Raw genomic sequence first — 24913 nt, forward strand, 5'->3', positions numbered from 1 at the left:
TTCATTTGTTTACAAAAGTGCTGATTGCCAATCGCGGAGAAATCGCAATGAGAATCATTCGTACGTGCAGCCGCCTTGGGATCAAAACGGCAGCGGTATATTCTGAAGCAGACAGAGATGCGCTCCATGCAAAGACAGCAACAGAGGCTTATTATATCGGAGAATCGAGAGTCAGTGAGAGCTATTTAAATATTGAGAGAATCATAGAGGCGGCGAAAAAGGCAAATGCCGACGCCATCCATCCGGGATATGGATTATTGTCAGAAAACAGCCGTTTCGCGCAACGCTGCAAAGAAGAAAACATTGTATTTATCGGTCCTTCACCCGCTGTGATTGCCAAAATGGGAAGTAAAATTGAAGCACGAAAGGCAATGGAGGAGGCAGGTGTTCCTGTAGTGCCGGGTGTTTCCGAATCCCTTGGAGATATTCAGGCAGCCTGCCTCGCCGCGAGTGAAATCGGCTACCCCGTTATGCTGAAAGCTTCAGCAGGGGGAGGAGGCATCGGAATGCAGCTCGTTCCTGACGAAGAAGCATTGATAAAGGCGTATGAAGGAAACAAAAAGCGAGCAGCAGATTTTTTCGGAGACGGGTCCATGTATATAGAAAAGGTGATTGAACACGCCCGCCACATCGAAATTCAAATTCTTGCCGATCACCACGGGCATGCCGTGCATCTGTTTGAACGTGATTGTTCTGTCCAGAGACGCCACCAAAAGGTCATTGAAGAAGCCCCATCTCCATTTGTTGATGATGAGCTGAGAATGAAGATAGGAGAAACGGCAGTGAAAGCAGCTAAAGCGATTGGCTATGCCAATGCGGGAACGATCGAATTTTTAGTCGATGAGAATAAAAACTTTTATTTTCTGGAAATGAATACGAGATTGCAGGTAGAACATCCCGTGACTGAAGAAATTACAGGTTTAGATTTAGTTGAGCAGCAATTAAGGGTTGCGGAGGGACAGACTCTCAGGTTCGCTCAGCAGGACATAAAACGAAACGGGCATGCCATAGAGGTCAGAATATATGCGGAAGATCCGAAAACCTTCTATCCGTCACCGGGAACAATCACCGCTTTTTCTCTCCCGGAACAATATGGAGTACGACACGAATGTGCAGTAGCAACAGGGAGCGCAGTTACGCCTTTTTACGATCCGATGATCGCCAAAATGATCGTCAAAGGCCCAAACAGAGAGGAAGCGATTGAGAGGCTAAAGGAGGCGCTCCGTAACTATCGGATAGAAGGAATCAAAACGAATATTCCGCTTCTCTTACAGGCTGCTTCATTAGAAGCATTCAAAAAAGGAGACGTCACAACTGATTTTTTGAAAAACAACTTATAAAGGAGGCAGCTGTCATGACGATACACATTCAAATGGCAGGGAACCTGTGGAAGGTGCATGTCAAAGCCGGAGACCACGTTGAAAAAGGCCAGGAAGTCGCCATTTTAGAATCAATGAAAATGGAAATCCCGATTGTTGCAGAGAGAAGCGGAACAGTCAAAGAAGTGAAAAAAAAGGAAGGTGATTTCGTGAATGAAGGTGATGTGCTGCTCGAACTGAACGATCCAACTCAATAATCGGGGAGGCTTACCATGTCCTATCCTAAAAAAGTCATGTTAAGAGAAGTCGGCCCGCGGGACGGCTTGCAAAACGAACCGGTGTGGCTTGCAACAGAAGACAAAATCGCTTGGATCAACCAGCTTTCCCAGACAGGACTCTCCTATATCGAAATAACATCCTTCGTTCATCCAAAATGGATTCCCGCGCTTCGAGATGCTCTAGATGTGGCAAAAGGCATCAGCCGGGCAAAAGGCATCACGTACGCAGCACTTGTCCCTAATCAAAAGGGACTGGAGAATGCGCTGGAAGGGGGCATTGACGAAGCTTCTGTCTTTATGTCCGCAAGCGAAACACACAACATAAAAAACATCAACAAATCCACTGCGAACACTCTCCAAGTTCTCAAACAAGTAACAGACGACGCAAAAAAAGCAAATCTTACAGTAAGAGCCTATCTCTCCACAGTTTTCGGCTGTCCGTATGAAAAACATGTACCGATCGAACAAGTGATTCGCCTGGCAGAATCTTTATTTGAATTCGGAATTTCTGAACTATCGCTTGGAGATACGATCGGCGCGGCAAATCCTTTACAGGTTGAAATCGTACTTGAAGCGCTTTTAAAACGATTTCCGGCAAGCCAGCTCGCACTCCACTTTCATGATACAAGGGGAACGGCTCTCGCCAACATTCTCACCGCTCTGCAAATGGGCATCACCACATTTGACGGCTCAACGGGCGGGCTTGGCGGCTGTCCGTATGCTCCAGGTTCATCGGGAAATGCTGCGACAGAAGATATCGTGTACATGCTTGATCAAATGGGAATCGAAACAAACGTAAAGCTCGCCAAGTTACTTCCAGCAGCCAAATGGATCGAGGAGAAAATCGGGAAACATCTTCCGAGCCGAAATTTACAGGTGTATAAATCATCTTTATAAAAGAAAGGAAATACCAATGGGAGAATCTATTCTTTTCACTGCAAAAACAGAACATATTGCTGTTATCACCCTTAACAGGCCCCATGCGGCAAATGCCCTTTCGGCAGAAATGCTTAGAGACCTGCAATCCATTCTCCAAGAAATCGAATTCAACACGAAAATCCGCTGCGTCATCCTGACAGGAGCCGGTGAAAAAGCGTTCTGTGCGGGAGCAGACTTGAAAGAAAGAATAAAAATGAAACAAGATCAGGTTCTCAAAAGTGTATCCTTCATTCACAGAACCGCTGCTTTACTCGAAGCCTTGCCGCAGCCGGTGATAGCAGCTATAAACGGAAGTGCTTTAGGAGGGGGGCTTGAATTGGCATTGGCTTGCGACATACGTATAGCAGCCGAGAACGCTACGTTAGGCCTTCCGGAAACGGCTTTAGCCATTATCCCAGGCGCAGGAGGGACACAAAGACTTCCGCGTCTGATCGGCAGAGGAAAAGCAAAAGAACTCATTTATACAGGCAGACGCATAACCGCACATGAAGCCAAAGAGATAAACCTTGTAGAGCATGTTACGGCTTCTTGTGAGCTTATGGCGAAAGCAGAGGAACTGGCAGAAGCCATTTCAGCTAACGGACCAATTGCCGTCCGCCAGGCTAAATTCGCGATCAATAAAGGATTGGAAACAAACCTTGGAACGGGATTATCAATTGAACAAAAAGCATATGAACACACGATCCCGACAAAGGACAGGACAGAGGGACTTCAAGCCTTTCAAGAAAAAAGACGTGCCGTATACACGGGAGAATAAAGATCGGAGGGAATGCCTTATGGATTATGAAAAAGAACGAACAGAACGGGCGGAAAGGATACAAAAAGGCGGAGCGGAGAAGTATCATCGCAGCAACCAAGAAAAAGGCAAGCTCTTTGTTAGAGAGCGGCTTGCCCTTTTATTTGACGATGACATCGAGCTTGAGGACGCTTTTTTTGCAGAATGTATGTCAGACGGGCTTCCCGCCGACGGAGTCGTAACCGCCATCGGTAAAATCGGCGGCCAAACCGTCTGCGCCATGGCAAATGATTCTACAGTGAAAGCAGGCTCCTGGGGAGCAAAAACAGTTGAAAAAATCATCAGAATACAAGAAACAGCAGAAAAATTAAACTGTCCGCTCATTTATTTAGTCGATTCGGCAGGCGCCAGAATCACCGACCAGATCAATGTATTTCCGGGCAGAAGAGGCGCAGGGAGAATTTTTTACAATCAGGTCAAATTGTCAGGGCGCATTCCCCAGATCTGCCTTCTATTCGGCCCGTCCGCAGCTGGGGGTGCGTATATTCCTGCCTTCTGCGATATTGTCGTCATGGTAGACGGTAACGCGTCCATGTATTTAGGTTCGCCGCGGATGGCAGAAATGGTGATCGGCGAAAAGGTGTCACTTGAAGAGATGGGAGGCGCCCGCATGCATTGTTCAGTTTCCGGCTGCGGAGATATTCTCGCAGAAACTGAACAAGAAGCCATTCACTTGGCACGCTCATATTTATCTTACTTTCCGGCAAATTATAAAGAAAAAGCGCCTGTACAAGAAAAACGGCCGCCAAAGCCCTTTGACATACCGCTTTCCGACGTTATTCCGCAAAACCAAAATGCACCTTTTAATATGTTTGAGCTGATCGATCGTGTAATAGATGAAGGCTCTTTTTTTGAAATCAAAGCTTTATTCGCACCGGAAATCATTACAGGTCTTGCGAGGATTCACGGACAGCCTGTCGGAATTATTGCGAATCAGCCAAAAGTAAAAGGCGGTGTCTTATTCCACGATTCAGCGGACAAAGCCGCTAAATTTATCACATTATGCGACGCCTTTCATATTCCATTGCTGTTCTTAGCGGACATTCCCGGCTTTATGATCGGCACAAAGGTAGAACAGGCCGGAATTATCCGCCATGGAGCCAAAATGATTTCAGCGATGTCAGAAGCAACCGTCCCCAAGCTTTCTGTGATCGTGAGAAAAGCCTATGGAGCGGGATTATATGCTATGGCCGGACCGGCTTTTGAACCGGATTGCTGCATAGCGCTTCCAACCGCACAAATCGCCGTAATGGGCCCTGAAGCAGCCGTAAACGCTGTCTATGCCAAAAAAATCTCCGAGCTGCCGAAAGAAGAGAGGGCTCAATTTATCAGCAGCAAACGCGAGGAGTACAAAGAGGACATCAATATATACCGCTTGGCTTCAGAGATGATCATTGACGCGGTAATCCCAGCCAATTCATTGCGCGAAGAATTGCACAAACGGCTTATGGCGTACATGACAAAGGAAGTGACATTCACCAATCGAAAACATCCGGTTTATCCAGTTTAAAGGAAGTACCAGGAGCGTGAATAAGCGCTCTTTTTATTGTTTATAATAATTTTATTATGTTAACTAATCAACTGTGCATAAAACCCTCTGTTTTTTACAATAGTAAATAAAGGCTGCCGCACACCTATAGCGGCAATCTCCAGTATGATACAAAGGGGCCTTTATTATGTACCATTTATATTCACATAACGACTTGGACGGAGTAGGGTGCGGGATCGTTGCGAAATTGGCTTTCGGGAAAGAAGTTGAGGTCCGTTATAACTCTGTCAACGGCTTAAATGCTCAAGTTCAATACTTCTTAGAAAAAGCAAAAGAGAGCAGCAGACACGATGCTTTATTTATCACGGATCTTGCTGTCAATGAAGAAAATGAAAAGAGGCTGAACGAGTATGTCCATGCGGGCGGAAAAGTGAAACTGATTGACCACCATAAAACAGCCCTTCATTTGAATGAGCATGAGTGGGGATTTGTCCAGGTGGAATACGATGACGGACGTCTTGCATCGGCCACATCTCTTTTATACGACTATCTTGTCCAAAAAGATCTGATGAAGCCGACAAACGCCTTAGATCAATTTACAGAGCTCATCCGCCAATACGACACTTGGGAATGGGAACAGTACGATCAAAAACAGGCAAAGCGGCTCAATGACCTTTTCTTTTTGCTTTCAATTGATGAATTTGAACAAAAAATGATTCAGCGGCTTTCTGTCCATGACGAATTCTTCTTTGATGAATTTGAAGTGAAACTGCTTGATTTAGAAGAAGAGAAAATCGAGCGCTACCTTCGCAGGAAAAAAAGAGAAATGGTGCAAACCTTTGTTCACGAACACTGTGTAGGGATCGTTCACGCAGAATCGTACCATTCTGAACTCGGAAACAGACTTGGAAAAGACAATCCGCATCTTGATTACATTGCCATTTTAAGCATGGGATCAAAACGAGCCAGCTTGCGCACCATTCATGATTACATTGATGTTTCAGAAGTAGCAGGCCGGTACGGAGGCGGGGGGCATGCGAAGGCTTCAGGCTGTTCCATAACGGACGAAGTATACGATTTGTTTGTAGCTGAAGCATTCCGAATGGAACCGGTCCGCCCAGATGCATTCCGTAATTTCTATAATTTGAAAGGGTCGGCAAACGGCTCATTATACGAAAATCGCGAACAAATGAGATTCTTCCTGTTTCCTTTGGACAACGCATGGAACATTCAAATTAACGGGGAGACACAGGACGAAACCTTCGCGGCTTTTGAGGAAGCAGAGTGGTTTATTAAAAGGAATTACGCAGCATCTCTTGTACGGGATGAAGTGTTTGTCGCATTTTTAGCGGAACATATGAAGCTTTCAAATCATCATCGAAAATAACAAAAAATATGCATAGGGGAGAGTCATCCCTATGCATATCCATAAGCTATCGTTTAAAAATGGCTGTGCGTTTTTTTATGACAAAATAAAGTGCAATGACCACTATAGCCAGTATCATAATCGGTGTTGTATAAGTGCCCGCAATGTTCTCAACGTCATCCCACTGGCTTCCGAGCTGAATGCCTAAATAAACAAACAGGATAGACCACGGAATGATAGCAAGTACAGTCAGTACCACAAATTTGAGAAACGGCATTTTGGCAATGCCTGCGGGAATTGATATCGCATGTCTGACAACCGGTATAAAACGTGCCGAGAAGACAACCCCCGTACCATACTTTTGAAACCAGTTTTCTGACATGTCAATGTGATGCTTTTTAATCAATAAGTACTTCCCGTATTTGTCCAAAAACGGCCTGCCGCCATAGCGTCCGATCCAATAAATAAAGATCTGGGCAATGGTGCCCCCGATAACCCCCGCAATGATGGCGCCGATAAATCCAATCGTGCCTTCCGATACCATATAGCCGCCATAGGCCAATACAATTTCACTCGGTATGATTTCGATCATCAACCCAATTGCAATGCCCGCATATCCCATATTCGTCAGCCAAGTTAAAATTTCGCTTATCAAACTGCCCACATTCTTCACAACCTGTCCTTATCTTTTTCACTATTATATGACTGATTGACGAGCAAGATGGTTACAAATTTTTTTATCGCAGCACTTCTTTTGTTTCCCGTTTGAGCACTTCTTCTAAATAAGCTAAAAGCTGAGATCTCATTTCAGGACGCATTAAGCCGATTTCGGTGCTTGCTTTAAAACAGCCCAATTTATCGCCAATGTCATATCGTTTTCCTTCCAGAAGCCGCGCATGAATAGGCTGGGTGCGGCAAACCTCACGAAGTGCATCTGTTAATTGAATCTCATTGCCTGCGCCTCTCCCGATCGACTTCAAAACAGGGAAGATAGAAGGATTCAGTACATATCGGCCCATCACTGCAATTTCGGAAGGGGCTTCTTCCGGAGACGGTTTTTCAACTAAATCGTTCACTTCATACACATGGTCTTGAGAGCCTGATGTCTGAATAATGCCATATTTGCTGACATCCTCAGGGAGAACAGACTGTACACCGACAACCTCTGTGCCATAATCGGCGTATACATCCATTAATTGCCGTAGAGCCGGCTTTTCAGACACCATAATATCATCGCCTAATAGAACGGCAAAAGACTCATCTCCGATAAAATGCTCCGCACACAGCACCGCATGACCTAATCCGAGCGGCTCTTTCTGGCGGATATAATGTATGTTGGCCAAATCGGCAATCTGCTGCATTTCCTTAAGCGTCTCCGTCTTGCCTTTTTCCCGCAGATTCAATTCCAATTCCGCCGACCGGTCAAAATGATCTTCAATCGAGCGTTTGTTTCTCCCTGTAATAATCAGTATATCTTCAATTCCTGACTCTACGGCCTCTTCTACAATGTATTGAATTGCCGGTTTGTCGACAATCGGGAGCATTTCTTTCGGCTGCGCCTTTGTCGCCGGCAGAAATCTCGTTCCTAAACCCGCTGCGGGAATGACCGCTTTTCTCACTTTTTTTCTCATTCATCTTCACTCCTGATCCTGTATGTTTTTCAGCGAATCTCCAAATACCCAGATTCGGTTTCCGATAAAATTCATCATCATTCCGCCGATAGTGGCGGCGAGCTTACTCACCAAAAGCGAACAGCCGCCTTTTTGAAACAAATAAAGCAGCAAAAAGGTGATCCCCGACGCGGCAATATTAATCATGAGAAAGCGCACGATCTCTTTTCCGTCAGCCTTACGTTTTACACGAAACGTCCAATTCCGGTTCCACACATAGCTGTTGATGATACCTGCGGAATAGGAGCAGATCTGTGACGGCAGATAAGGGACATGACAAGCGGTGAGAAGAAAGAAGACACCAAAATCTATCAGCGTATTGCCGACGCCTACGGTGCAAAAACGGCCTAATGTTTTTATTTTTTCTTTCAACATAACGGCACCCGTTTTGACCTCCCTTCATAAAAAATGCAGATGGCTGTCACATTTGTTGATATGGATTACTTTAGCGGACAGTGTTGAATAAACAATTACTAAAATATGAACAAAACATGAAAAAATAATGAGGCCTTGCAGATTCATTAAGTTAATCGTTTGATCGTGTAGGTTGACATATTTTACGAGGAATCCTAATATTCTGCACGAGTGTTAACCTTTAATGAATTTAGTTAACATTCATTCTCAAGGTTAGAAAGGAGGGGGATATGGTGCAGGAAGAAACATATTACAGCGTCAGAATGAGAGCTTTCCAGGACGCTCCCCTATGAACAAGGCGGAGAACGGGTCATCACTTACAGCGGTTTACAGGAAGGGGTGAATGGCTTATTACATAAAGGCTTCTCGCACTCAAGAGGGACAGCGACAAAGCAAAAGGCAGCACAGGTCAGGCCGTAGTCATGGACGGCGGGTATACCGCAATAGTTCTTGTACTCTAAAAAAAACAGCCGCTCTGAACGGCTGTTTTTTTGCGCCTGAAAACCTTTTAAGACTGATTTTCCGGTGTCAGCCCCACCTTATATTTTCAATGAATAAATGTATCCAGTTTCTTTGTAAAACCGAACAATAATTCCTCCGAAAGTATTCTATACACATTTATTATAACCATGCTAGGATGTTAGATAAAGGAATATTTTGTATAATATTGCATCTCTATTCAATGTGATCGGAGGGAACTCATGAAAAATCCTGCCTTTTTATTTCCTGCCAGCAGCATGTGATTTTCAGGCATCCGCAAGCTGTGGAATGTGTCATCAGGATGGCGGAGGAAAAGGGGGGGCTAAATATACCTTATTTGAATGTCAGTGCGCTTTTTCACCGTTCGATAATACGATCAGTATCCGATTTATGTGTCCTTCATGACCTGTGTGATCACCCCCCATTTTTAGAAAAAAGGAGGATGTTAAGTCATGAATAAAAAGTGTAGCGTATGTTTATGGGTTCTTGCTTTATTATTGAGTTGCTTATTTGGGGAGTCTGCGTATGCAGCCAGTACTACAATTGCAAAACATGCAGGGAATTCAAACCCGCTTATCGACCATCATTTGGGAGCAGATCCGTTTGCGCTGACCTATAACGGAAGAGTCTACATCTATATGTCAAGTGATGACTATGAATATAATAGCAACGGAACGATTAAGGATAACTCATTTGCCAATTTGAATAGAGTATTCGTCATCTCTTCAGCGGATATGGTGAACTGGACAGACCACGGAGCCATTCCGGTAGCAGGTGCCAACGGGGCTAATGGCGGCCGGGGGATTGCGAAATGGGCAGGTGCGTCCTGGGCCCCGTCGGTCGCAGTTAAAAAGATAAATGGTAAGGATAAATTCTTCCTTTATTTCGCAAACAGCGGCGGAGGTATCGGGGTTCTCACCGCAGACAGCCCGATTGGCCCATGGACCGATCCAATCGGAAAAGCGTTGGTAACGCCAAGTACACCAGGAATGTCCGGTGTTGTGTGGCTTTTTGATCCGGCAGTATTCGTAGATGACGACGGTTCCGGTTACCTGTATGCAGGCGGAGGCATCCCTGGCGGTTCAAATCCAACGCAGGGGCAATGGGCCAATCCTAAAACAGCAAGAGTCATGAAATTGGGACCTGATATGACCAGTGTTGTTGGAAGTGCATCTACGATTGATGCGCCTTTTATGTTTGAAGATTCGGGAATGCATAAGCATAACGGAAAATATTACTATTCCTATTGCATCAATTTCGGGGGCACGCATCCGGCCGATAAACCCCCAGGTGAGATCGGCTACATGACCAGCTCAAGTCCCATGGGTCCCTTTACATATAGAGGGCACTTCCTGAAAAATCCGGGAGCATTTTTCGGAGGTGGCGGAAACAACCACCATGCTGTTTTCAATTTTAAAAACGAGTGGTATGCGATGTACCATACTCAAACTGTCAGTTCCGCTTTGTTCGGGGCCGGCAAAGGATACCGTTCTCCCCATATTAATAAGCTGGTGCACAATGCAGATGAATCCATTCAAGAGGTTGCGGCAAATTATGCAGGCGTAACACAGCTTTCCAATTTGAATCCATATAACCGGATAGAGGCTGAAACGTTTGCCTGGAATGGACGCATATTGACCGAGAAATCTTCAGCAACCGGCGGGCCGTTAAATAATCAAAATGTAACAAGCATTCATAACGGAGACTGGATTGCTGTAGGAAATGCAGACTTCGGGGCGGGCGGTGCCAGAACGTTTAAAGCAAATGTAGCATCCACTATAGGCGGGAAAATAGAAGTGCGCCTCGACAGTACAAACGGTAAGCTTGCAGGAACCCTGAATGTACCTTCCACAGGCGGAGCGCAAACCTGGAGAGAAATAGAAACTGCGGTAAGCGGTGCAACCGGTGTGCACAAAGTTTTCTTTGTATTTACCGGAACAGGTACAGGAAACTTGTTTAATTTTGATTACTGGCAGTTTACGCAAAGATAGCAGATGAGAAAACCTTTTGTTTGCAATATAAAAGGAGACAGATCAGTTTGTTTAATACCATAAAAGACAAGGAGAGGAAAAAATGATTTCAAGCGTGAAGAAACCAATTTGTGTATTATTGGTATGTTTCACTATGCTGTCAGTAATGTTAACCGGGCCAGGCGCTACTGAAGTTTTGGCAGCAAGTGATGTAACAGTTAATGTATCTGCAGAAAAACAAGTGATTCGCGGTTTTGGAGGCATGAACCACCCGGCTTGGATTGGAGATTTGACAGCAGCTCAAAGAGAAACTGCTTTTGGCAATGGACAGAATCAGTTAGGTTTTTCAATCTTAAGAATTCATGTGGATGAAAATAGAAATAATTGGTACAGAGAAGTGGAGACTGCAAAGAGTGCGATCAAACATGGAGCAATCGTTTTTGCTTCTCCCTGGAATCCTCCAAGCGATATGGTTGAGACTTTCAATCGTAATGGTGACACATCAGCTAAACGGCTAAGATACGATAAGTACGCCGCATACGCGCAGCATCTTAACGATTTTGTTACCTACATGAAGAATAATGGCGTGAATCTTTATGCGATTTCTGTTCAAAACGAGCCTGATTATGCACACGAATGGACGTGGTGGACTCCGCAAGAAATACTTCGTTTCATGAGAGAAAATGCCGGTTCCATTAATGCACGTGTCATTGCACCAGAATCTTTTCAGTACTTTAAAAATATATCGGACCCCATTTTGAACGATCCACAGGCGCTTAGGAATATGGATATTCTCGGAACTCACCTGTACGGTACTCAGGTCAGTCAGTTTCCTTATCCTCTATTCAAACAAAAAGGAGCAGGGAAAGAGCTATGGATGACGGAAGTATACTATCCAAACAGTGACAACAATTCAGCGGATCGCTGGCCCGAGGCATTAGGAGTTTCAGAGCATATTCACCATTCAATGGTGGAGGGAGATTTTCAAGCTTATGTTTGGTGGTACATCCGCAGATCTTACGGTCCTATGAAAGAAGACGGTACGATCAGCAAACGAGGTTACAATATGGCTCATTTCTCGAAGTTTGTGCGTCCCGGCTATGTAAGGGTTGATGCAACGAAAAATCCTAATGCGAACGTTTACGTGTCAGCCTATAAAGGTGACAACAAGGTCGTTATTGTTGCCATTAACAAAAGCAATACAGGCGTCAACCAAAACTTTGTGTTGCAGAATGGATCTGCTTCTCAGGTATCTAGGTGGATAACAAGCGGAAGCAGCAATCTTCAACCTGGAACGAATCTCAATGTAACGGGCAATCATTTTTGGGCCCATCTTCCAGCTCAAAGCGTGACAACATTTGTCGCAAATCGTTAAGGGCACCTCAGGCAAGCGGGACTGCAGGAAGAAGAGAAGAAGGATGTGTAACGATACAATTATATGTTCAAAAAAACCCTAATTTGATGGGTTTTTTTGAATTTTTGGTAACACAATTTCGTCACTGAAAATGACAGAATTGTGTTACCCTGATGTACGAATGACTGAAATATATGTATATTTTTCTAGATTTTAACTCATCAACTGCGATTGATACTCTTCTAAAGATATCTCTCCTCCAGCAAATTGTTTTTCTAGTATTGCAGTCTTTTCAGTCTTTGTTAAAGGTCTTTCACTATCGATATTAATAGCATTTTCTTCACCTTCTAGGGGTTCTAATATATGCTCTCGTTTATTATATGCCTCAAAATATCGAAGACCAAATATTCTCTGTGAAACTGCGTTCAAATGAATACCGTCAGGATTAGGTGTTAGTCCCAATGCTGTTGCAAAATAACAGTTCTTTTCCTTTTTAGCAAACTCCAGTAATTCCTGATTAACCTCAGAGTGTTCTGGAAAGTAATGACCAAGAAAACCACTTCCTAAATAGTTACCAATTCCGCCTATGATAATAGGTAGATCTGGCTCACAAAGTTCATGACGAAACGCCTCAACAATTTCCAAAAATTTCTCATGATAAAGTTTAGAACGTCCTGAAGAACATTCATTTTCACCTTGATGCCATAAAACTCCCTCTAACTTACTGCTTCGCTTTGCAAGTTTTGCTTGTAAGATAGCATGTTCAAACAGTGGTCCTTCTACTGACCAATCATCTAGACTTGTACCACCTTCAGCACAAGGTATTAAACCTATTTCTTTATCTTCATTTTTTCTGCACCATGCAGCTGCAAAAGAAGCCGCAGGACCAACCCCTGCAAAAGCTCGATCATAGTTTATAGGTTCCATCATGATTTGCCATCTTCCATTTCGTAGAACTTTTATATGTTCATTACAAATCATTGGAACATCCTTTAAAAATCCGCGTCCAGCCATATTTGATTGACCAACTAGTAAAAAAGAATGTATCATAATTTTTTATGCCTCCTTGTATTTCTCTAACATCACGTGTTTATCCTAACATTTTGCTGGGGTCTATTTACTGTTTAAAAAAATCCGGCAAGATTCTAAAAATGGAGAAAATGACTTAGAAACATTTCGCCCCATGCAAAGTATCGCCTTTCCAATAATAGGCTTTGCATGAGCGGAAGAAGTACCAGACATTCTTAAGTGATTATCCATCTGTAAGCATCCCCTTTAATGTGAATTATAGCGAAATTTATTATTAGATTGAATCGTTTTAGTCAAGTTTTTAAGGGTATTTTGCTATCGCTTTTAAATTCAACAAAATGATCCTTTTCTGGAACAGTCTAATGGGCGTATTTAAATAACTTTATTGTAATATAGGGGAGGGGTCTAAGGCAGGGGAATTATTAGGAGGGCTTGGTTAGCGAGGGAAAAGTTAGTGAACTAATGTGATAGAGACTACGTAGCCTATTCAGCCCCAGTAACTTACGTATAAATTCGACTCCATTTTGGACAGACTTTACCGGTTGGTGAAGGTGTCCTTTTTTATTTGTCCGTTTTAACGCCTTTAGGCATGGTTTATTCTTTTTTTGGCTGTTCAATGATCAATTCAAATGCACAATGGAAATATACTATCGTAAAAAGTGATCGAGTAATCTTGGGAGTTAAGTTAAGGATGCAGCTTAGGAGGTGGTATAGAAACAAGGAGGAATTGTACAAGGAAGTAAACATAGATCCATTTTATGCATTGTAAAAACTAGTCAAATAAGTATTTTATCATTTAATGGATCCACTTTTATGTTCTCTTTACAGAAAGTAAAAGTGGATCCATTCTGAACGACCGATGCACTATTACTGAGATATTATGAATATTTATAGAAGGGTATTGTAGAACCTTGTCGAAATTTTATAGAAAAATCTTGTTAAAAGAGGTGTGCACATGTATTCGCCCTTTAACATGAAAAGAAGCAGCAAGTTTGGAAATAATTATTGGGGATCATATAGTCCTTAACTAAAAAGGAATGTTCGCTTGTTCAGTGATCTAGAATACGATTTTTGGGTTCTTGTTGAAACAGACCCTAAATCAGTTTTGAAAAGCGCTTAGAGCGCAATGTATGTATTTCACATTCGCCACTTTTATTAATTAAGGGGGAACAAGAGAATGAAAACTTATGACGCATTTCCAGAACCTATTGGCGGCTATACTGTCGGCCGAACCCAGATGGATTTTGAGTACACGGCATCAGAAACGTACATGTTTCCTGAAGTCTACGAGATGTTTAATGAGCAGCCACTTGTCACTGCGTATCTTAAAGGGAAGGATGTTTTCTCTATAGATATCAAGAGATATCAAGACCCAGTGTTACGACGACCTTGCTCTCTCCGGGAAGGAAAAGCGCTATCCGGTGTTATTCTATGTTTGCGGCGGGGGCGGTTCTCCAGAATGGGGTACAGTGATCTGTACAGACTTGGCAAGCATGGGATATGTTGTGGTAAGCATCGGCCATCAGAATAGCACGATGTATAAGCGTAAAGATGGGCGCCTGTTTAATGTATCAAAGGATTTTTCGGATGTCATTATGGCGTTTTCTGGAGATCCGAAGATGCTGGCGTTGGCTGGTAAGATGGAGATGCGGCCTGACGATGAAACTGCCATTGAGATGTGCCATAACGTGCTTACACTGCCGATACTTGCCAAGTTAACAGAGTACAGTGAATTACAGGCAGAAGATGTAAGGTATGCAGCTGATTATCTTTACAAACTGGACTCAGGAGAGCTGAATTCCATCTTTAAGGGCAGATTGTTGCTTGACATCGGCATGGGCATAGTCGGACATTCTTATGGAGGGCCTACGACGGCGATTGTTTGCCGGGACGACGACCGGTTCGCCTGCGGGATTGGCTTGGATAGCGGTGCGTTCGGCCTTCTCGACAGCGACCTTAAGAAACCCTTTTTGCTACTGTTTTGTGAACCTAACTATAACATGAATGCGATAATTGGCGCTAACAATAGCATGGAAACCTATTATTTCTCTGTTGATCGTGTTGCGCATTTAGATTACTGCGACATCGTGTTTACCAGTGTTAATGAGGAACTCAGAGGCGAACGGGATGCTATGGAGATGCGAAATCTTGTTACAGACTATACGAAGAACTTTTTTGATCATTACATACTGGAGAAGGCTGCAAGTGTGGAGAGTCTGGCATACGATGGCGTGGACTTGATCAAGAAGACCAGCAACAAGTGACATAACCGATAGGTTGCTGATAAACGCAAGTCAAAGAGCTAGTCGTACAGACACAGAGCCGATAACCCTAAATCCATATTGGGCATTGGAAGCGGCAAAACAATTAAAAAAATCAACTGACGGAATAGATTATTATTACAAGCTCAAGGGTGCAATGATTTGTCAAATTTCATTGCACCTAAACCAATTATTGTTTTCATCCTGGCATAAGAGAGGCTGAACAACAATGGTGTGGATTTGCGACTTATTTTAGTTAACATAATATATATTCTAGGAAGTAATAAATTTTAAAGAAATTCTGTCTCAATAACAAAGTATACTTAAGTTAGTGAGACAGAATAAGAAAATTACTTACAGGTTGACCAATTTCGATTGCTTTTCATTTCAAGTGTCAAATGCCTGAGCTTCAGCAAGTCTTATTAAGAAACTTTAAAATGGCGAAGTCAACCCATAATATACGGCTTCCAGCTCTTCCAATGTCATATCACCGTATGCGCATTTGATCACCGAATCAGCAAACTCATCATAATCATAATCGCTGGTAAAGCCTTGCTGCAGAAGTTTTTCGTAGGCTTCAATCTGTTCTTTTTGGTTTTGGATATCTTTTTCCTTACCTGGATAGTCCGGTCCGTTAACCAAGTCGCTATTTTGTTTGAACAGCAACATATACTGTTTCAATGTTTCGTCCACAGCTTGTACCTCCTTATACTGCCGCTGATTAGATAATGAAAACGGACACCAATTGTGATGTCCGTCAAAACAGTCACTATTTGGGTTCAGTTCCCCAAATCAGTTTTCCGTTATTATATAATGTGATTTTTTTTGTATCTTTAAACGTATTCGACTGGAAAAAAGAATAATCCCCGGCTTGTGAATAATTGCTCCAGTCCTCATTGTGAAGACGAATTTGAATTTCTCCGGTGCTTACTCCCGGTGACAGCGTCCCGTTTCTAAACCCAAGTTCCAGATAGGCATCTGCACCTTTTACAGGTTTATGTAATGTCACAAACTTGTGCGTCACATTGCTGCATCCGATCTTCGCGTAGTCACAGTCGAAGTTTTGGCCTTTGTTTTTCGTGTTATACCAGTAGCGGACAGTTACATTTTTTAAGTTAACGGTGGTCTTGCTGTTGTTTTTCACATTGATCTGAGGACGGATTTGGTTGCTGTTCACACTTCCATCCCCTGTTCTGTATTGCACAGAGATGCTGTTTTCCTGTGCGGGTTTCTCTTGCTTTGGCGTCTCAGATCTGTCTTCACTCGAATTTTGGGAGCCGCGGATGTTTTCTCTTACAAATGTCCCTGAAGCGGATAAATCTGATAACGGCCAGCCGCCTGTTTTAGATGCCCCCGGCTTTAAAGCTGAGGATGATTCCTGCTTATCGGAAAGGTTCCAGTTTACCCAGCTGATTTTCTTGCTGTCGAGATAATTCAGCCATTCCCTCGACTGGTCAAGGTATACCCCTCCATTTCCGGATGCGTCACTCGTCCCCCATTCCGTTACAAAAATCGGCGCTCCTTTGCTGAGCGCATAGTCCGCTTTATCCCTTAGAAACTGGCCGTGTGTGCCGGCATAAAAATGAAGCGCGTACATGACGTTTGCATCCTTAAGCTGATCATCCGCAGCATCGTTGACATCCTGGCTCCAAGTGCCTGTTCCGGTAATAATGATGTTATCCGGGTCATTTTTACGGATAACAGAAATCACTTCTTCCGCATACGGTTTGATATCGCGCTTCCAATTTACATCACCGTTCGGTTCATTAGCAATTTCATATATAACGTTTGGTGAGCTTCCGTAAAGGCTTGACATTTCCTTAAAGAATTCTTTTGCTTTCTCTTTATTTTGATTTGGATTGCCATCATTTAAAATATGCCAGTCAATGATGACATATATCCCGAGCTCTTTTGCCGCTTCAACAGCTTCTTTGACTTTATTTTTCACAGACGGATTCTCGATATAACCGCCGTCAGCCGTGTACATTGCCGCCCGGAAGACGGTAATTCCCCAATCGTCTCTTAGCCATTTTAAAGTGTCTTTATTGACATAATCGCCGAACCACTGCAAACCGTGTGAGCTGATCCCTTTCAGCTGCACCGGTTTTCCGCTTTGATTGACTAGCTGAGTACCTTTGATACTAAGCTGGCCATTAAGGGTTACAGGCGTTTTCGCCCCTGCTGCAGATATTTCTGGTGCCGCGACACCGCTAATTGTTAATACTGTCATTAATAAACAAGCGATAAAGATAGAGACTGAACGTTTCATATAGCATTCTCTCCTCCTCCAAATAATCATGTAAAATGTATGTCTATTAGCTGCCGCTCTCCCTCCCTTTCTTTTTTTAAACACGGACTCATTGTAAAAATCTTTCTCATGATTGTCTATCAACCTAATTTCTTGTTTTTAAGCGGCTTAAAAGCCTGTCTATTGACTCTTTTTGTGTTGCTTCCTATACAGCTGACACGTGTATATCAGGGATAATAGTGCTTGTTCAGGACTTTACACGTTATTTTTTGATAAAATCAAAAGATTCCGCTTTTTTAGGCAAATAAAAAGCTGCATTCAAGTCATTGAATGCAGCCGTATTCTTTATGATTTTATGCTTCTTGTTTCTCTTCTTCCCAAGTTTCAGCGTGTTTCAGTCCTGGGATATTTTTCGCTTTAAACACAGGATCTAGTCCTTGTTTGCGCTGTTTCGCGTAATCTTTATAGACTTTGTATGCTACGTTTGACAGCAGTGTGATCACAACTAAGTTAATCAGCGCCATAACCCCCATAAAGAGATCCGCCATGTCCCAAACAATCTGGAACCCTGCTACACATCCAAAGACAACCATAGCAATAACCGCAATACGGTAAATGTTCAGCCATGTTTTGCTTGTTTTAATGAATTCAATGTTTGTCTCGCCATAATAGTAGTTTCCGACAACTGAACTGAAAGCGAATAAGAACATTGCGACTGCTATAAAACTAGGCGCCCATCCCCCAATATGGTGGTCCAAAGCAGCCTGCGTTACTTGGATGCCGTCACCTTTTGGTGTTACACTGTACAGCAAAATAATAAACGCTGTGGACGTACATACGATAAATGTATCGAAAAACACGCCTAATGTCTGGATAAAGCCTTGCTTAGCCGGATGCGAAACATGAGCTGTCGCAGCAGCGTTTGGCGCGCTACCCATTCCCGCTTCGTTAGAAAAAAGTCCGCGCTGTGCACCGATGACGATGATGGCTCCTATTCCTCCGCCAACAACTTGTTCAATCCCTAAAGCGTTTTTGACAATTGTCGCAATAACGCTTGGGAATGCAGAAATATTTGTGAATACAACATATAGTGCAATAAGAATATAAAGCCCCGCCATGACCGGAACAATCAACTGTGTTACAGCGACAACACGTTTTAAACCGCCAAAAATAATAAAAGCCGTTAAAACAGCAAGAACAACAGCGACAACTATTTTATTCACATGAAAAGCGCCTTCTAACGCTCCTGCAATTGTATTTGATTGAACAGCGTTAAAGATTAAACCGAATGATACGGTAATTAAGACAGCAAATACGATGCCAAGCCATCTGACCCCAAGCCCCTTTTGGATATAGTAAGCCGGTCCGCCTCGGAAATCGTCTCCGTCCTTCACTTTATAAAGCTGAGCTAACGTACTCTCAACAAAGCTTGAAGCCATACCGACAGCTGCTACAACCCACATCCAAAATACAGCGCCTGGTCCGCCTGTCGCAATCGCTAAGGCAACACCAGTCAAGTTCCCTGTACCGACTCGGGATGCGGCAGAAATAAAAAATGCCTGCATAGAAGAAACACCTTTGTTGCCTTGTGGCTTCTCACCTACTATTCTAAACATTTCGATAAAGTAACGGAATTGGATAAAACCAAAACGAAGTGTAAAAAATAATCCAAGTCCTATTAAAATATAAAATAAATATTTCCAGATAAAATCACTTGGAATATTAATCAAACTGTTGAAAAAAGACTCCATATTTACCTCCTGTTTCATCAATTCATTGTGAATTCAATTTCGATGTTAGATTTTTTAACATAACGAGTATTATTATATCACAATATGTCGAATTAGAAAGTTTTTTCGGAAGAATATTATGTTAGTTTGATTTTTTATTTTCTATGAATAAAATCATTAGAAACCAATAAAAAGAGTCTCCCTTTCTATTCATTCTCCGCTTGTTTCTCCCTACCCTTAGGGTGTATATCGTGATAATTTTTGAGGTGCAAACATATCTTTAAAATATGTTTTGAATCACACCCTAGATCGGGTATACATATACTAATAAAAGACATTTCACTTTAGAAAGGAACTGAAACGATATATACTTAACAAAGTGAATTTTATTTTTAAATTTAATAAATCAGGTTTACTTTTAAGATGGTCTGGGGTATCATTATAAAAATATTCAGTAATATCGAAGGGGGGAGATCATTTGAAAAAAGTAACGATACTTAAAGCTTCCATCTTATTTTTGGCGATTGCCAGTTTTCATTTGTTCTCAATTCCCCACGCCTTTGATATTGGCCATCATTATAAAGCGGTAGCCGACCAGCAGGAAATACATGAGATGAAAGCTGACCAAAATGCAGATGATGAAAAGAAATCCATCACCGGAGCTTTTGCGCTGACTGCCTTCTCAATGGCTGTGCTGCTGATGACCGCGGAAAACAAAGATATATGTTACTCCCGGAGACGGCAGCGAAGAAAAAGCTTTATACTGGCCAAATTTTATCAATCGTCTTATTTCGACAAACTTCATGTTCAACATCACCCGAATATATAACGAAAATATGAGGAGGCTGTTAACATGTTGTTTATCTTAAGAATGGTGATTTTAGGCTTGTTCTCTTTCACAGCGCTGAACTTATTTGTATGGCAAGGTATTGAAGTCATTCATGCCGTGACAGACTTATTCACCAGCCATGAAAGCTGATGAAAAACAAAATATACCCGCTCACGATATGTGGGCGGGTTTTTTAATGATTATTCAGTTGTAAGACGCCAGACAGCTGTGACCTTGCCTGATTCTTCTTCATCAATAAAGAATGAACCATTGCTGTATCTGTCGTTTGTTCGCAGCTCTTTAGCCTGCAGTTCTTTTCTGTCCCCTTTTTCCGTCTCTGCCATAAACCGCTCATCAAGTCCGCACGCGAACAGCGAAACGACACGATGCGGATTTTTCTTCAGTTCACGCAGCATAACGACTCCCCGTTTTGCACGGGAGGTCTTTTCAAACTCAGAAAGACTCATACGTTTGACTGCTCCCCGCTGTGTAAACAATACGAGAGAATTAGACTCATGCAGAATTTCTCCTGACACGACAAAGTCTCCATCTTTCAAGTTAATTCCTTTAACGCCAGCTGCACGTGCGCCCACAACATTTACTTCATCTTCTCCAAACCATAGGCCATATCCAAGATGTGTCGCCATCAAGATCTGACTGTCACCATTTGTCACATGTACATCAATCAGCTCGTCTTCACCCTTTAGATTTAACGCCACAAGTGCTTTAGAATAACGCTGTGCTTTGTAATGCGTGAGTTCTGTCTTTTTCACCATGCCGTTTTTCGTGAAGAATAAAAGATAAGCAGATGGATCAAACTCTTTTATCGGTATGGCCTTTACAATCGTTTCGTCACGTTCAATCGTGATTATGTTAGAAAAGTGCTGGCCCATGTCCTTCCATCTGATATCAGGCAGCTGGTGAACCGGACAATAGATATAGCTTCCTTTATTCGTGAAAAGCAGCAGCACATCTGTCGTATTCATTTCAAACTGGTGCAGCATCCTGTCTGTGTCCTTCATTCCAAAATCCTGTCCGTTTGAAGCGGCAAAGGAACGCTGGCTTGTGCGCTTTAAGTAGCCATCTTTTGTAACAGTCACGTATACATCCTCAGAGGCAACCATGACTTCAAGATTAATTTTGATTTCCTCAATTTTTTCTTCAATGACAGAGCGTCTCGTGTCCGCATATTTCTTTTTCAGCGCTTTTAAGCTGTTTGTAATGACCTTTAACAGCTTCTTATCATTGCTCAAAATCGATTCAAGCTCTTCAATATTTTTGCTGAGCTCTTCAGCCTCTTCCTTGAGCGCTGTGATATCGGTATTTGTTAAACGATATAGCTGCAAGGACACGATAGCTTCAGCCTGAGGCTCAGTGAATTCATATTTTGCCATTAAATTGTTTTTAGCGTCACGTTTATCGCTAGAGGAGCGAATCGTTGCGATGACTTCATCCAAGATCGATAAAGCCTTCATAAGACCTTCTACAATGTGATGTCTGTCTTTTGCTTTTTGAAGCTCGTAAACGGATCGGTTTGTGACAACTTCTTTTTGGTGGCCGATGTATGCATCTAAAATAGCTGGCAGACTCATCAGCATTGGACGGCGGTTGTGGATCGCCACCATATTAAAGTTATACGTAATCTGTAAATCAGTATTTTTATATAAGTAATTCAAAATGCCCTTGGCATCTGCTTCTTTCTTTAGTTCTACGACCACTCTAAGGCCGGTTCGATCTGTTTCGTCTCGAACCTCGGAGATGCCCTCAACCTTTTTATCAATACGGTACTCGTCCATTTTTTTCACAAGGTTGGCTTTATTGACTTCAAACGGAATTTCTGTAATCACAATTTGCTCACGTCCGCCTCTGATCGTTTCGATCTCAGCTTTTCCGCGGATAATAATTTTCCCTTTTCCGGTTTCGTAGGCTTTTCTAATGCCATCAACGCCCTGGATAATTCCGCCTGTCGGAAAGTCGGGCCCTTTGATCACTTCCATGAGATCGTCTACAGAGCATGACGGCATTTGAATGCGTTTAATAACAGCATCAATGACCTCTCCTAAATGATGAGGCGGTATATCAGTCGCGTATCCTGCAGATATACCGGTAGAACCGTTGACCAGCAAATTAGGGAACATAGCCGGAAGTACGACAGGCTCCTTGCTTGTATCATCAAAATTCGGGACAAATTCAACTGTATTTTTGTCAATATCCCGCAGAAGCTCTGATGCAATCGAAGACAACTTCGCTTCTGTGTAACGCATGGCCGCCGGAGGATCTCCATCTATACTTCCGTTATTCCCGTGCATTTCAATTAATACATTCCGCACTTTCCAATCCTGGCTCATCCGCACCATTGCTTCATACACCGAACTGTCACCATGCGGATGGTAGTTACCGATGACATTACCGACCGTTTTGGCCGCTTTTCTGAAATTTTTATCAAATGTGTTTCCGTCCGTATGCATCGCATACAGAATTCTGCGCTGTACGGGCTTTAAACCGTCGCGCGCATCAGGCAGCGCCCTGTCTTGAATAATATATTTACTATAGCGTCCAAAACGGTCGCCGATCACCTCTTCTAATGGTAAATCATGAAATAATTCTGGCTGTGACAATCATTAAACCTCCTCAGCGACCGATAAGTTTTCATTTTCTAAAATATTGCTTTCTTCATCCAAGCCGAAAGCTACGTTTTTCTCAATCCACTTTCTGCGCGGCTCTACTTTATCGCCCATCAATGTTGTCACGCGTCTCTCAACACGTGCCGCGTCGTCAATTTTGACTCTTACAAGCGTACGGGATTCCGGATTCATCGTCGTTTCCCACAGCTGATCTGCGTTCATCTCACCAAGACCCTTGTATCGCTGGATTGTATAGCCTTTGCCGACTTTTTTCAGTACATCATCCATCTCTTCATCAGACCATGCATATTCAATGATTTCTTTTTTCCCGCTGCCTTTGCTGACCTTATATAAAGGAGGCAGTGCAATAAATACCTTTCCATTCTCAATGAGCGGCTTCATATAGCGATAGAAAAAGGTTAAAAGCAGCACTTGAATATGAGCGCCGTCAGTATCGGCATCCGTCATAATGATGATTTTATCGTAGTTAATGTCGTCGACTGAAAAATCAGCTCCGACACCGCCGCCGATGGCATGAATGATCGTATTAATCTCTTCGTTTTTAAAGATATCAGCAAGCTTTGCTTTTTCCGTGTTAATGACTTTCCCGCGCAATGGCAGAACCGCTTGGAATCTGCGGTCTCTTCCCTGCTTTGCTGAACCGCCCGCAGAGTCACCCTCAACGAGATACAATTCATTTTTTGCCGGATTTCTTGAACCCGCAGGTGTCAGCTTACCGCTTAATGTCGCTTCTGATTTTTTTCGTTTTTTGCCGCTTCTGGCTTCTTCCCGGGCTTTACGTGCCGCTTCTCGCGCCTGGCTCGCCTTTATTGCTTTTTTCACAAGAAGAGTAGCGGTGTCCCGATTTTCCTCTAAAAAGTAAGCAAGCTGTTCTGATACGATTGCGTCGACAGCAGATCTTGCTTCGCTTGTGCCGAGTTTTCCTTTTGTTTGTCCTTCAAATTGAAGAAGTTCTTCAGGAATACGGACAGAAATTATAGCTGAAAGCCCTTCCCTTATATCTGTGCCTTCCAGGTTTTTATCCTTTTCTTTCAGCAAAGCCACTTTTCTCGCATATTCATTAAAGGCTCTCGTCATCGCTGTCTTTGCACCTGACTCATGAGTTCCGCCGTCTTTTGTTCTGACGTTGTTAACAAACGACAGGATATTTTCTGAATAGCCGTCGTTAAACTGGAACGCAAAATCCACTTCGATGGAATGGTGCTCTCCTTCAAACGAGACCACTTCAGACAGGGCATCCTTTTCCTCATTTAAGTAAGCAACAAACGCTTCTATTCCGTTCTCATAATAAAAGACTTCACGCTGGCCGTTCCGCTCGTCAATCAGTTCAATTTTTAATCCTTTTAATAAAAACGCTGATTCCCGTAAGCGTTCAGAAAGCGTTTCAAAATTATAAGTTGTTGTGCTGAACATTGTCGGATCAGGCTTAAAGTGAGTAAGTGTGCCTGTCTTTTTCGTTTTGCCAATCTTTTCGAGAGATGTGACCGGTTTACCTCCGTTTTCAAAACGCTGCTGATAGATGAAGCCGTCCCGCTCAATCGTAACCGTCAACCATTCAGATAAAGCATTCACGACAGATGCGCCGACGCCGTGAAGCCCTCCGCTTGTCTTATAACCGCCTTGCCCGAATTTTCCGCCTGCGTGAAGCACCGTTAAAATGACCTCAGGGGTTGGTTTGCCGAGTTTATGCATTCCAGTCGGCATGCCGCGGCCTCTATCCTGTACAGAAATACTGTTGTCTTTATGTATTTTAACGATAATGTGATCTCCATGGCCGGCAAGTACCTCATCGACGGAGTTATCTACAATTTCATAAACCAAGTGATGCAAGCCTCTCGCGTCGGTTGAGCCAATATACATACCCGGCCTTTTCCTTACGGCTTCAAGGCCTTCCAGCACCTGTATGGCATCTTCGTTGTAATCAAATTGTTGTTTTCTAGCCAAACGTACAAACCCCTTTCAAAAAACTAACATTCTCTTTTTCATTGTTACTTGTCAATTGTATAAAAGTATTTTTCATAATCCTTGCCCCGGTGCGCTTCTGCCTTGGACTCTTCATTATAACCAATGTCATCCCATTCTCAACATACAGCTAA

The 24913-nt window shown here is 42.9% G+C and carries 18 protein-coding genes and 3 pseudogenes; 12 read left to right on the top strand and 9 right to left on the bottom strand.

What is annotated here, in order from left to right:
• Positions 1–5 precede the first annotated feature (5 nt).
• The 6 genes from MTN95_RS00205 to MTN95_RS00230 all read left to right on the top strand — a co-directional run bounded on the left by MTN95_RS00205 (position 6) and on the right by MTN95_RS00230 (position 6208).
• Positions 6–1340 carry an acetyl-CoA carboxylase biotin carboxylase subunit gene (locus tag MTN95_RS00205; protein ID WP_105991936.1) on the top strand — a complete coding sequence of 445 codons (1335 nt, stop codon included), beginning with the start codon at positions 6–8 and terminating at the stop codon, positions 1338–1340.
• Positions 1341–1354: 14 nt separating this feature from the next.
• Positions 1355–1576 (top strand): acetyl-CoA carboxylase biotin carboxyl carrier protein subunit, encoded by a 222-nt coding sequence (locus tag MTN95_RS00210; RefSeq protein WP_024121611.1) that lies wholly within the window; start codon positions 1355–1357, stop codon positions 1574–1576.
• Between the two features lie 15 nt (positions 1577–1591).
• Entirely contained in the window at positions 1592–2494 is a 903-nt protein-coding gene (gene ldeG, locus MTN95_RS00215; protein WP_248336533.1) for a hydroxymethylglutaryl-CoA lyase, read from the top strand.
• Positions 2495–2510: 16 nt separating this feature from the next.
• On the top strand, positions 2511–3293 hold the full coding sequence (locus MTN95_RS00220) for an enoyl-CoA hydratase (protein ID WP_227599456.1): 783 nt from the start codon (positions 2511–2513) through the stop codon (positions 3291–3293).
• Positions 3294–3312: 19 nt separating this feature from the next.
• Entirely contained in the window at positions 3313–4842 is a 1530-nt protein-coding gene (locus MTN95_RS00225; RefSeq protein ID WP_105991933.1) for an acyl-CoA carboxylase subunit beta, read from the top strand.
• Positions 4843–5008: 166 nt separating this feature from the next.
• The gene (locus tag MTN95_RS00230) at positions 5009–6208 is read left to right on the top strand and encodes a DHH family phosphoesterase (RefSeq protein ID WP_105991932.1); all 1200 of its coding nucleotides are present in this window, start codon (positions 5009–5011) and stop codon (positions 6206–6208) included.
• Between the two features lie 46 nt (positions 6209–6254).
• On the opposite strand, the gene uptA is transcribed toward MTN95_RS00230, so the two are convergent.
• From uptA to MTN95_RS00245, 3 genes and pseudogenes are all read right to left on the bottom strand, one after another.
• The gene (gene uptA, locus MTN95_RS00235) at positions 6255–6851 is read right to left on the bottom strand and encodes an undecaprenyl phosphate transporter UptA (RefSeq protein ID WP_014113955.1); all 597 of its coding nucleotides are present in this window, start codon (positions 6849–6851) and stop codon (positions 6255–6257) included.
• Between the two features lie 73 nt (positions 6852–6924).
• A complete protein-coding gene (gene galU, locus MTN95_RS00240) occupies positions 6925–7818 on the bottom strand; it encodes a UTP--glucose-1-phosphate uridylyltransferase GalU (protein ID WP_248336535.1) in 894 nt (297 codons plus the stop codon).
• A gap of 6 nt (positions 7819–7824) precedes the next feature.
• Positions 7825–8282: pseudogene (locus MTN95_RS00245) on the bottom strand (GtrA family protein).
• A 222-nt stretch (positions 8283–8504) separates the two neighbouring features.
• On the opposite strand from MTN95_RS00245, the pseudogene MTN95_RS00250 reads away from it, so the two are divergent.
• From MTN95_RS00250 to xynC, 3 genes and pseudogenes are all read left to right on the top strand, one after another.
• A pseudogene (locus MTN95_RS00250) lies at positions 8505–8655 on the top strand (6-carboxyhexanoate--CoA ligase); the annotation flags it as partial.
• 548 nt (positions 8656–9203) lie between these two features.
• The gene (locus tag MTN95_RS00260) at positions 9204–10742 is read left to right on the top strand and encodes a glycoside hydrolase family 43 protein (protein WP_248336537.1); all 1539 of its coding nucleotides are present in this window, start codon (positions 9204–9206) and stop codon (positions 10740–10742) included.
• Positions 10743–10824: 82 nt separating this feature from the next.
• On the top strand, positions 10825–12096 hold the full coding sequence (gene xynC, locus MTN95_RS00265; protein ID WP_105954370.1) for a glucuronoarabinoxylan endo-1,4-beta-xylanase XynC: 1272 nt from the start codon (positions 10825–10827) through the stop codon (positions 12094–12096).
• A 192-nt stretch (positions 12097–12288) separates the two neighbouring features.
• On the opposite strand, the gene MTN95_RS00270 is transcribed toward xynC, so the two are convergent.
• Positions 12289–13125 carry a sialate O-acetylesterase gene (locus MTN95_RS00270; RefSeq protein ID WP_105991928.1) on the bottom strand — a complete coding sequence of 279 codons (837 nt, stop codon included), beginning with the start codon at positions 13123–13125 and terminating at the stop codon, positions 12289–12291.
• Positions 13126–14281: 1156 nt separating this feature from the next.
• On the opposite strand from MTN95_RS00270, the pseudogene MTN95_RS00275 reads away from it, so the two are divergent.
• Positions 14282–15368: pseudogene (locus MTN95_RS00275) on the top strand (alpha/beta hydrolase).
• A 429-nt stretch (positions 15369–15797) separates the two neighbouring features.
• Here the strand turns inward: MTN95_RS00275 and MTN95_RS00280 are convergent.
• From MTN95_RS00280 to MTN95_RS00290, 3 genes are all read right to left on the bottom strand, one after another.
• Entirely contained in the window at positions 15798–16058 is a 261-nt protein-coding gene (locus MTN95_RS00280) for a YnfE family protein (protein ID WP_059291729.1), read from the bottom strand.
• A gap of 76 nt (positions 16059–16134) precedes the next feature.
• Entirely contained in the window at positions 16135–17634 is a 1500-nt protein-coding gene (locus MTN95_RS00285; protein WP_248336539.1) for a cellulase family glycosylhydrolase, read from the bottom strand.
• A 332-nt stretch (positions 17635–17966) separates the two neighbouring features.
• Positions 17967–19364, bottom strand: a complete 1398-nt coding sequence (locus tag MTN95_RS00290) for an alanine/glycine:cation symporter family protein (protein WP_059291731.1) — start codon at positions 19362–19364, stop codon at positions 17967–17969.
• A gap of 457 nt (positions 19365–19821) precedes the next feature.
• Between MTN95_RS00290 and MTN95_RS00295 the strand changes: the two genes are divergently transcribed.
• Positions 19822–20172, top strand: coding sequence for a hypothetical protein (locus MTN95_RS00295; RefSeq protein ID WP_227599450.1), 351 nt, complete (start codon positions 19822–19824; stop codon positions 20170–20172).
• 24 nt (positions 20173–20196) lie between these two features.
• Positions 20197–20322 (top strand): hypothetical protein, encoded by a 126-nt coding sequence (locus MTN95_RS21480; protein WP_010334426.1) that lies wholly within the window; start codon positions 20197–20199, stop codon positions 20320–20322.
• 50 nt (positions 20323–20372) lie between these two features.
• Here the strand turns inward: MTN95_RS21480 and parC are convergent, their stop codons facing one another.
• Positions 20373–22790 (bottom strand): DNA topoisomerase IV subunit A, encoded by a 2418-nt coding sequence (gene parC / locus MTN95_RS00300; RefSeq protein ID WP_105954366.1) that lies wholly within the window; start codon positions 22788–22790, stop codon positions 20373–20375.
• Between the two features lie 3 nt (positions 22791–22793).
• Positions 22794–24761 (bottom strand): DNA topoisomerase IV subunit B, encoded by a 1968-nt coding sequence (gene parE / locus MTN95_RS00305; RefSeq protein ID WP_105954365.1) that lies wholly within the window; start codon positions 24759–24761, stop codon positions 22794–22796.
• Between the last annotated feature and the right edge of the window lie 152 nt (positions 24762–24913).

Source organism: Bacillus sp. 2CMS4F, assembly GCF_023161785.1.
Classification (GTDB): domain Bacteria; phylum Bacillota; class Bacilli; order Bacillales; family Bacillaceae; genus Bacillus; species Bacillus halotolerans.

Bases quoted from the DNA above. Each gene is read 5' to 3' on its own strand.
- MTN95_RS00210 (WP_024121611.1), top strand. From the start codon at position 1,355: ATGACGATACACATTCAAATGGCAGGGAACCTGTGGAAGGTGCATGTC.
- ldeG (WP_248336533.1), top strand. From the start codon at position 1,592: ATGTCCTATCCTAAAAAAGTCATGTTAAGAGAAGTCGGCCCGCGGGAC.
- MTN95_RS00220 (WP_227599456.1), top strand. From the start codon at position 2,511: ATGGGAGAATCTATTCTTTTCACTGCAAAAACAGAACATATTGCTGTT.
- MTN95_RS00225 (WP_105991933.1), top strand. From the start codon at position 3,313: ATGGATTATGAAAAAGAACGAACAGAACGGGCGGAAAGGATACAAAAA.
- MTN95_RS00230 (WP_105991932.1), top strand. From the start codon at position 5,009: ATGTACCATTTATATTCACATAACGACTTGGACGGAGTAGGGTGCGGG.
- galU (WP_248336535.1), bottom strand. From the start codon at position 7,818: ATGAGAAAAAAAGTGAGAAAAGCGGTCATTCCCGCAGCGGGTTTAGGA.
- MTN95_RS00260 (WP_248336537.1), top strand. From the start codon at position 9,204: ATGAATAAAAAGTGTAGCGTATGTTTATGGGTTCTTGCTTTATTATTG.
- xynC (WP_105954370.1), top strand. From the start codon at position 10,825: ATGATTTCAAGCGTGAAGAAACCAATTTGTGTATTATTGGTATGTTTC.
- MTN95_RS00270 (WP_105991928.1), bottom strand. From the start codon at position 13,125: ATGATACATTCTTTTTTACTAGTTGGTCAATCAAATATGGCTGGACGC.
- MTN95_RS00285 (WP_248336539.1), bottom strand. From the start codon at position 17,634: ATGAAACGTTCAGTCTCTATCTTTATCGCTTGTTTATTAATGACAGTA.
- MTN95_RS00290 (WP_059291731.1), bottom strand. From the start codon at position 19,364: ATGGAGTCTTTTTTCAACAGTTTGATTAATATTCCAAGTGATTTTATC.
- MTN95_RS21480 (WP_010334426.1), top strand. From the start codon at position 20,197: ATGTTGTTTATCTTAAGAATGGTGATTTTAGGCTTGTTCTCTTTCACA.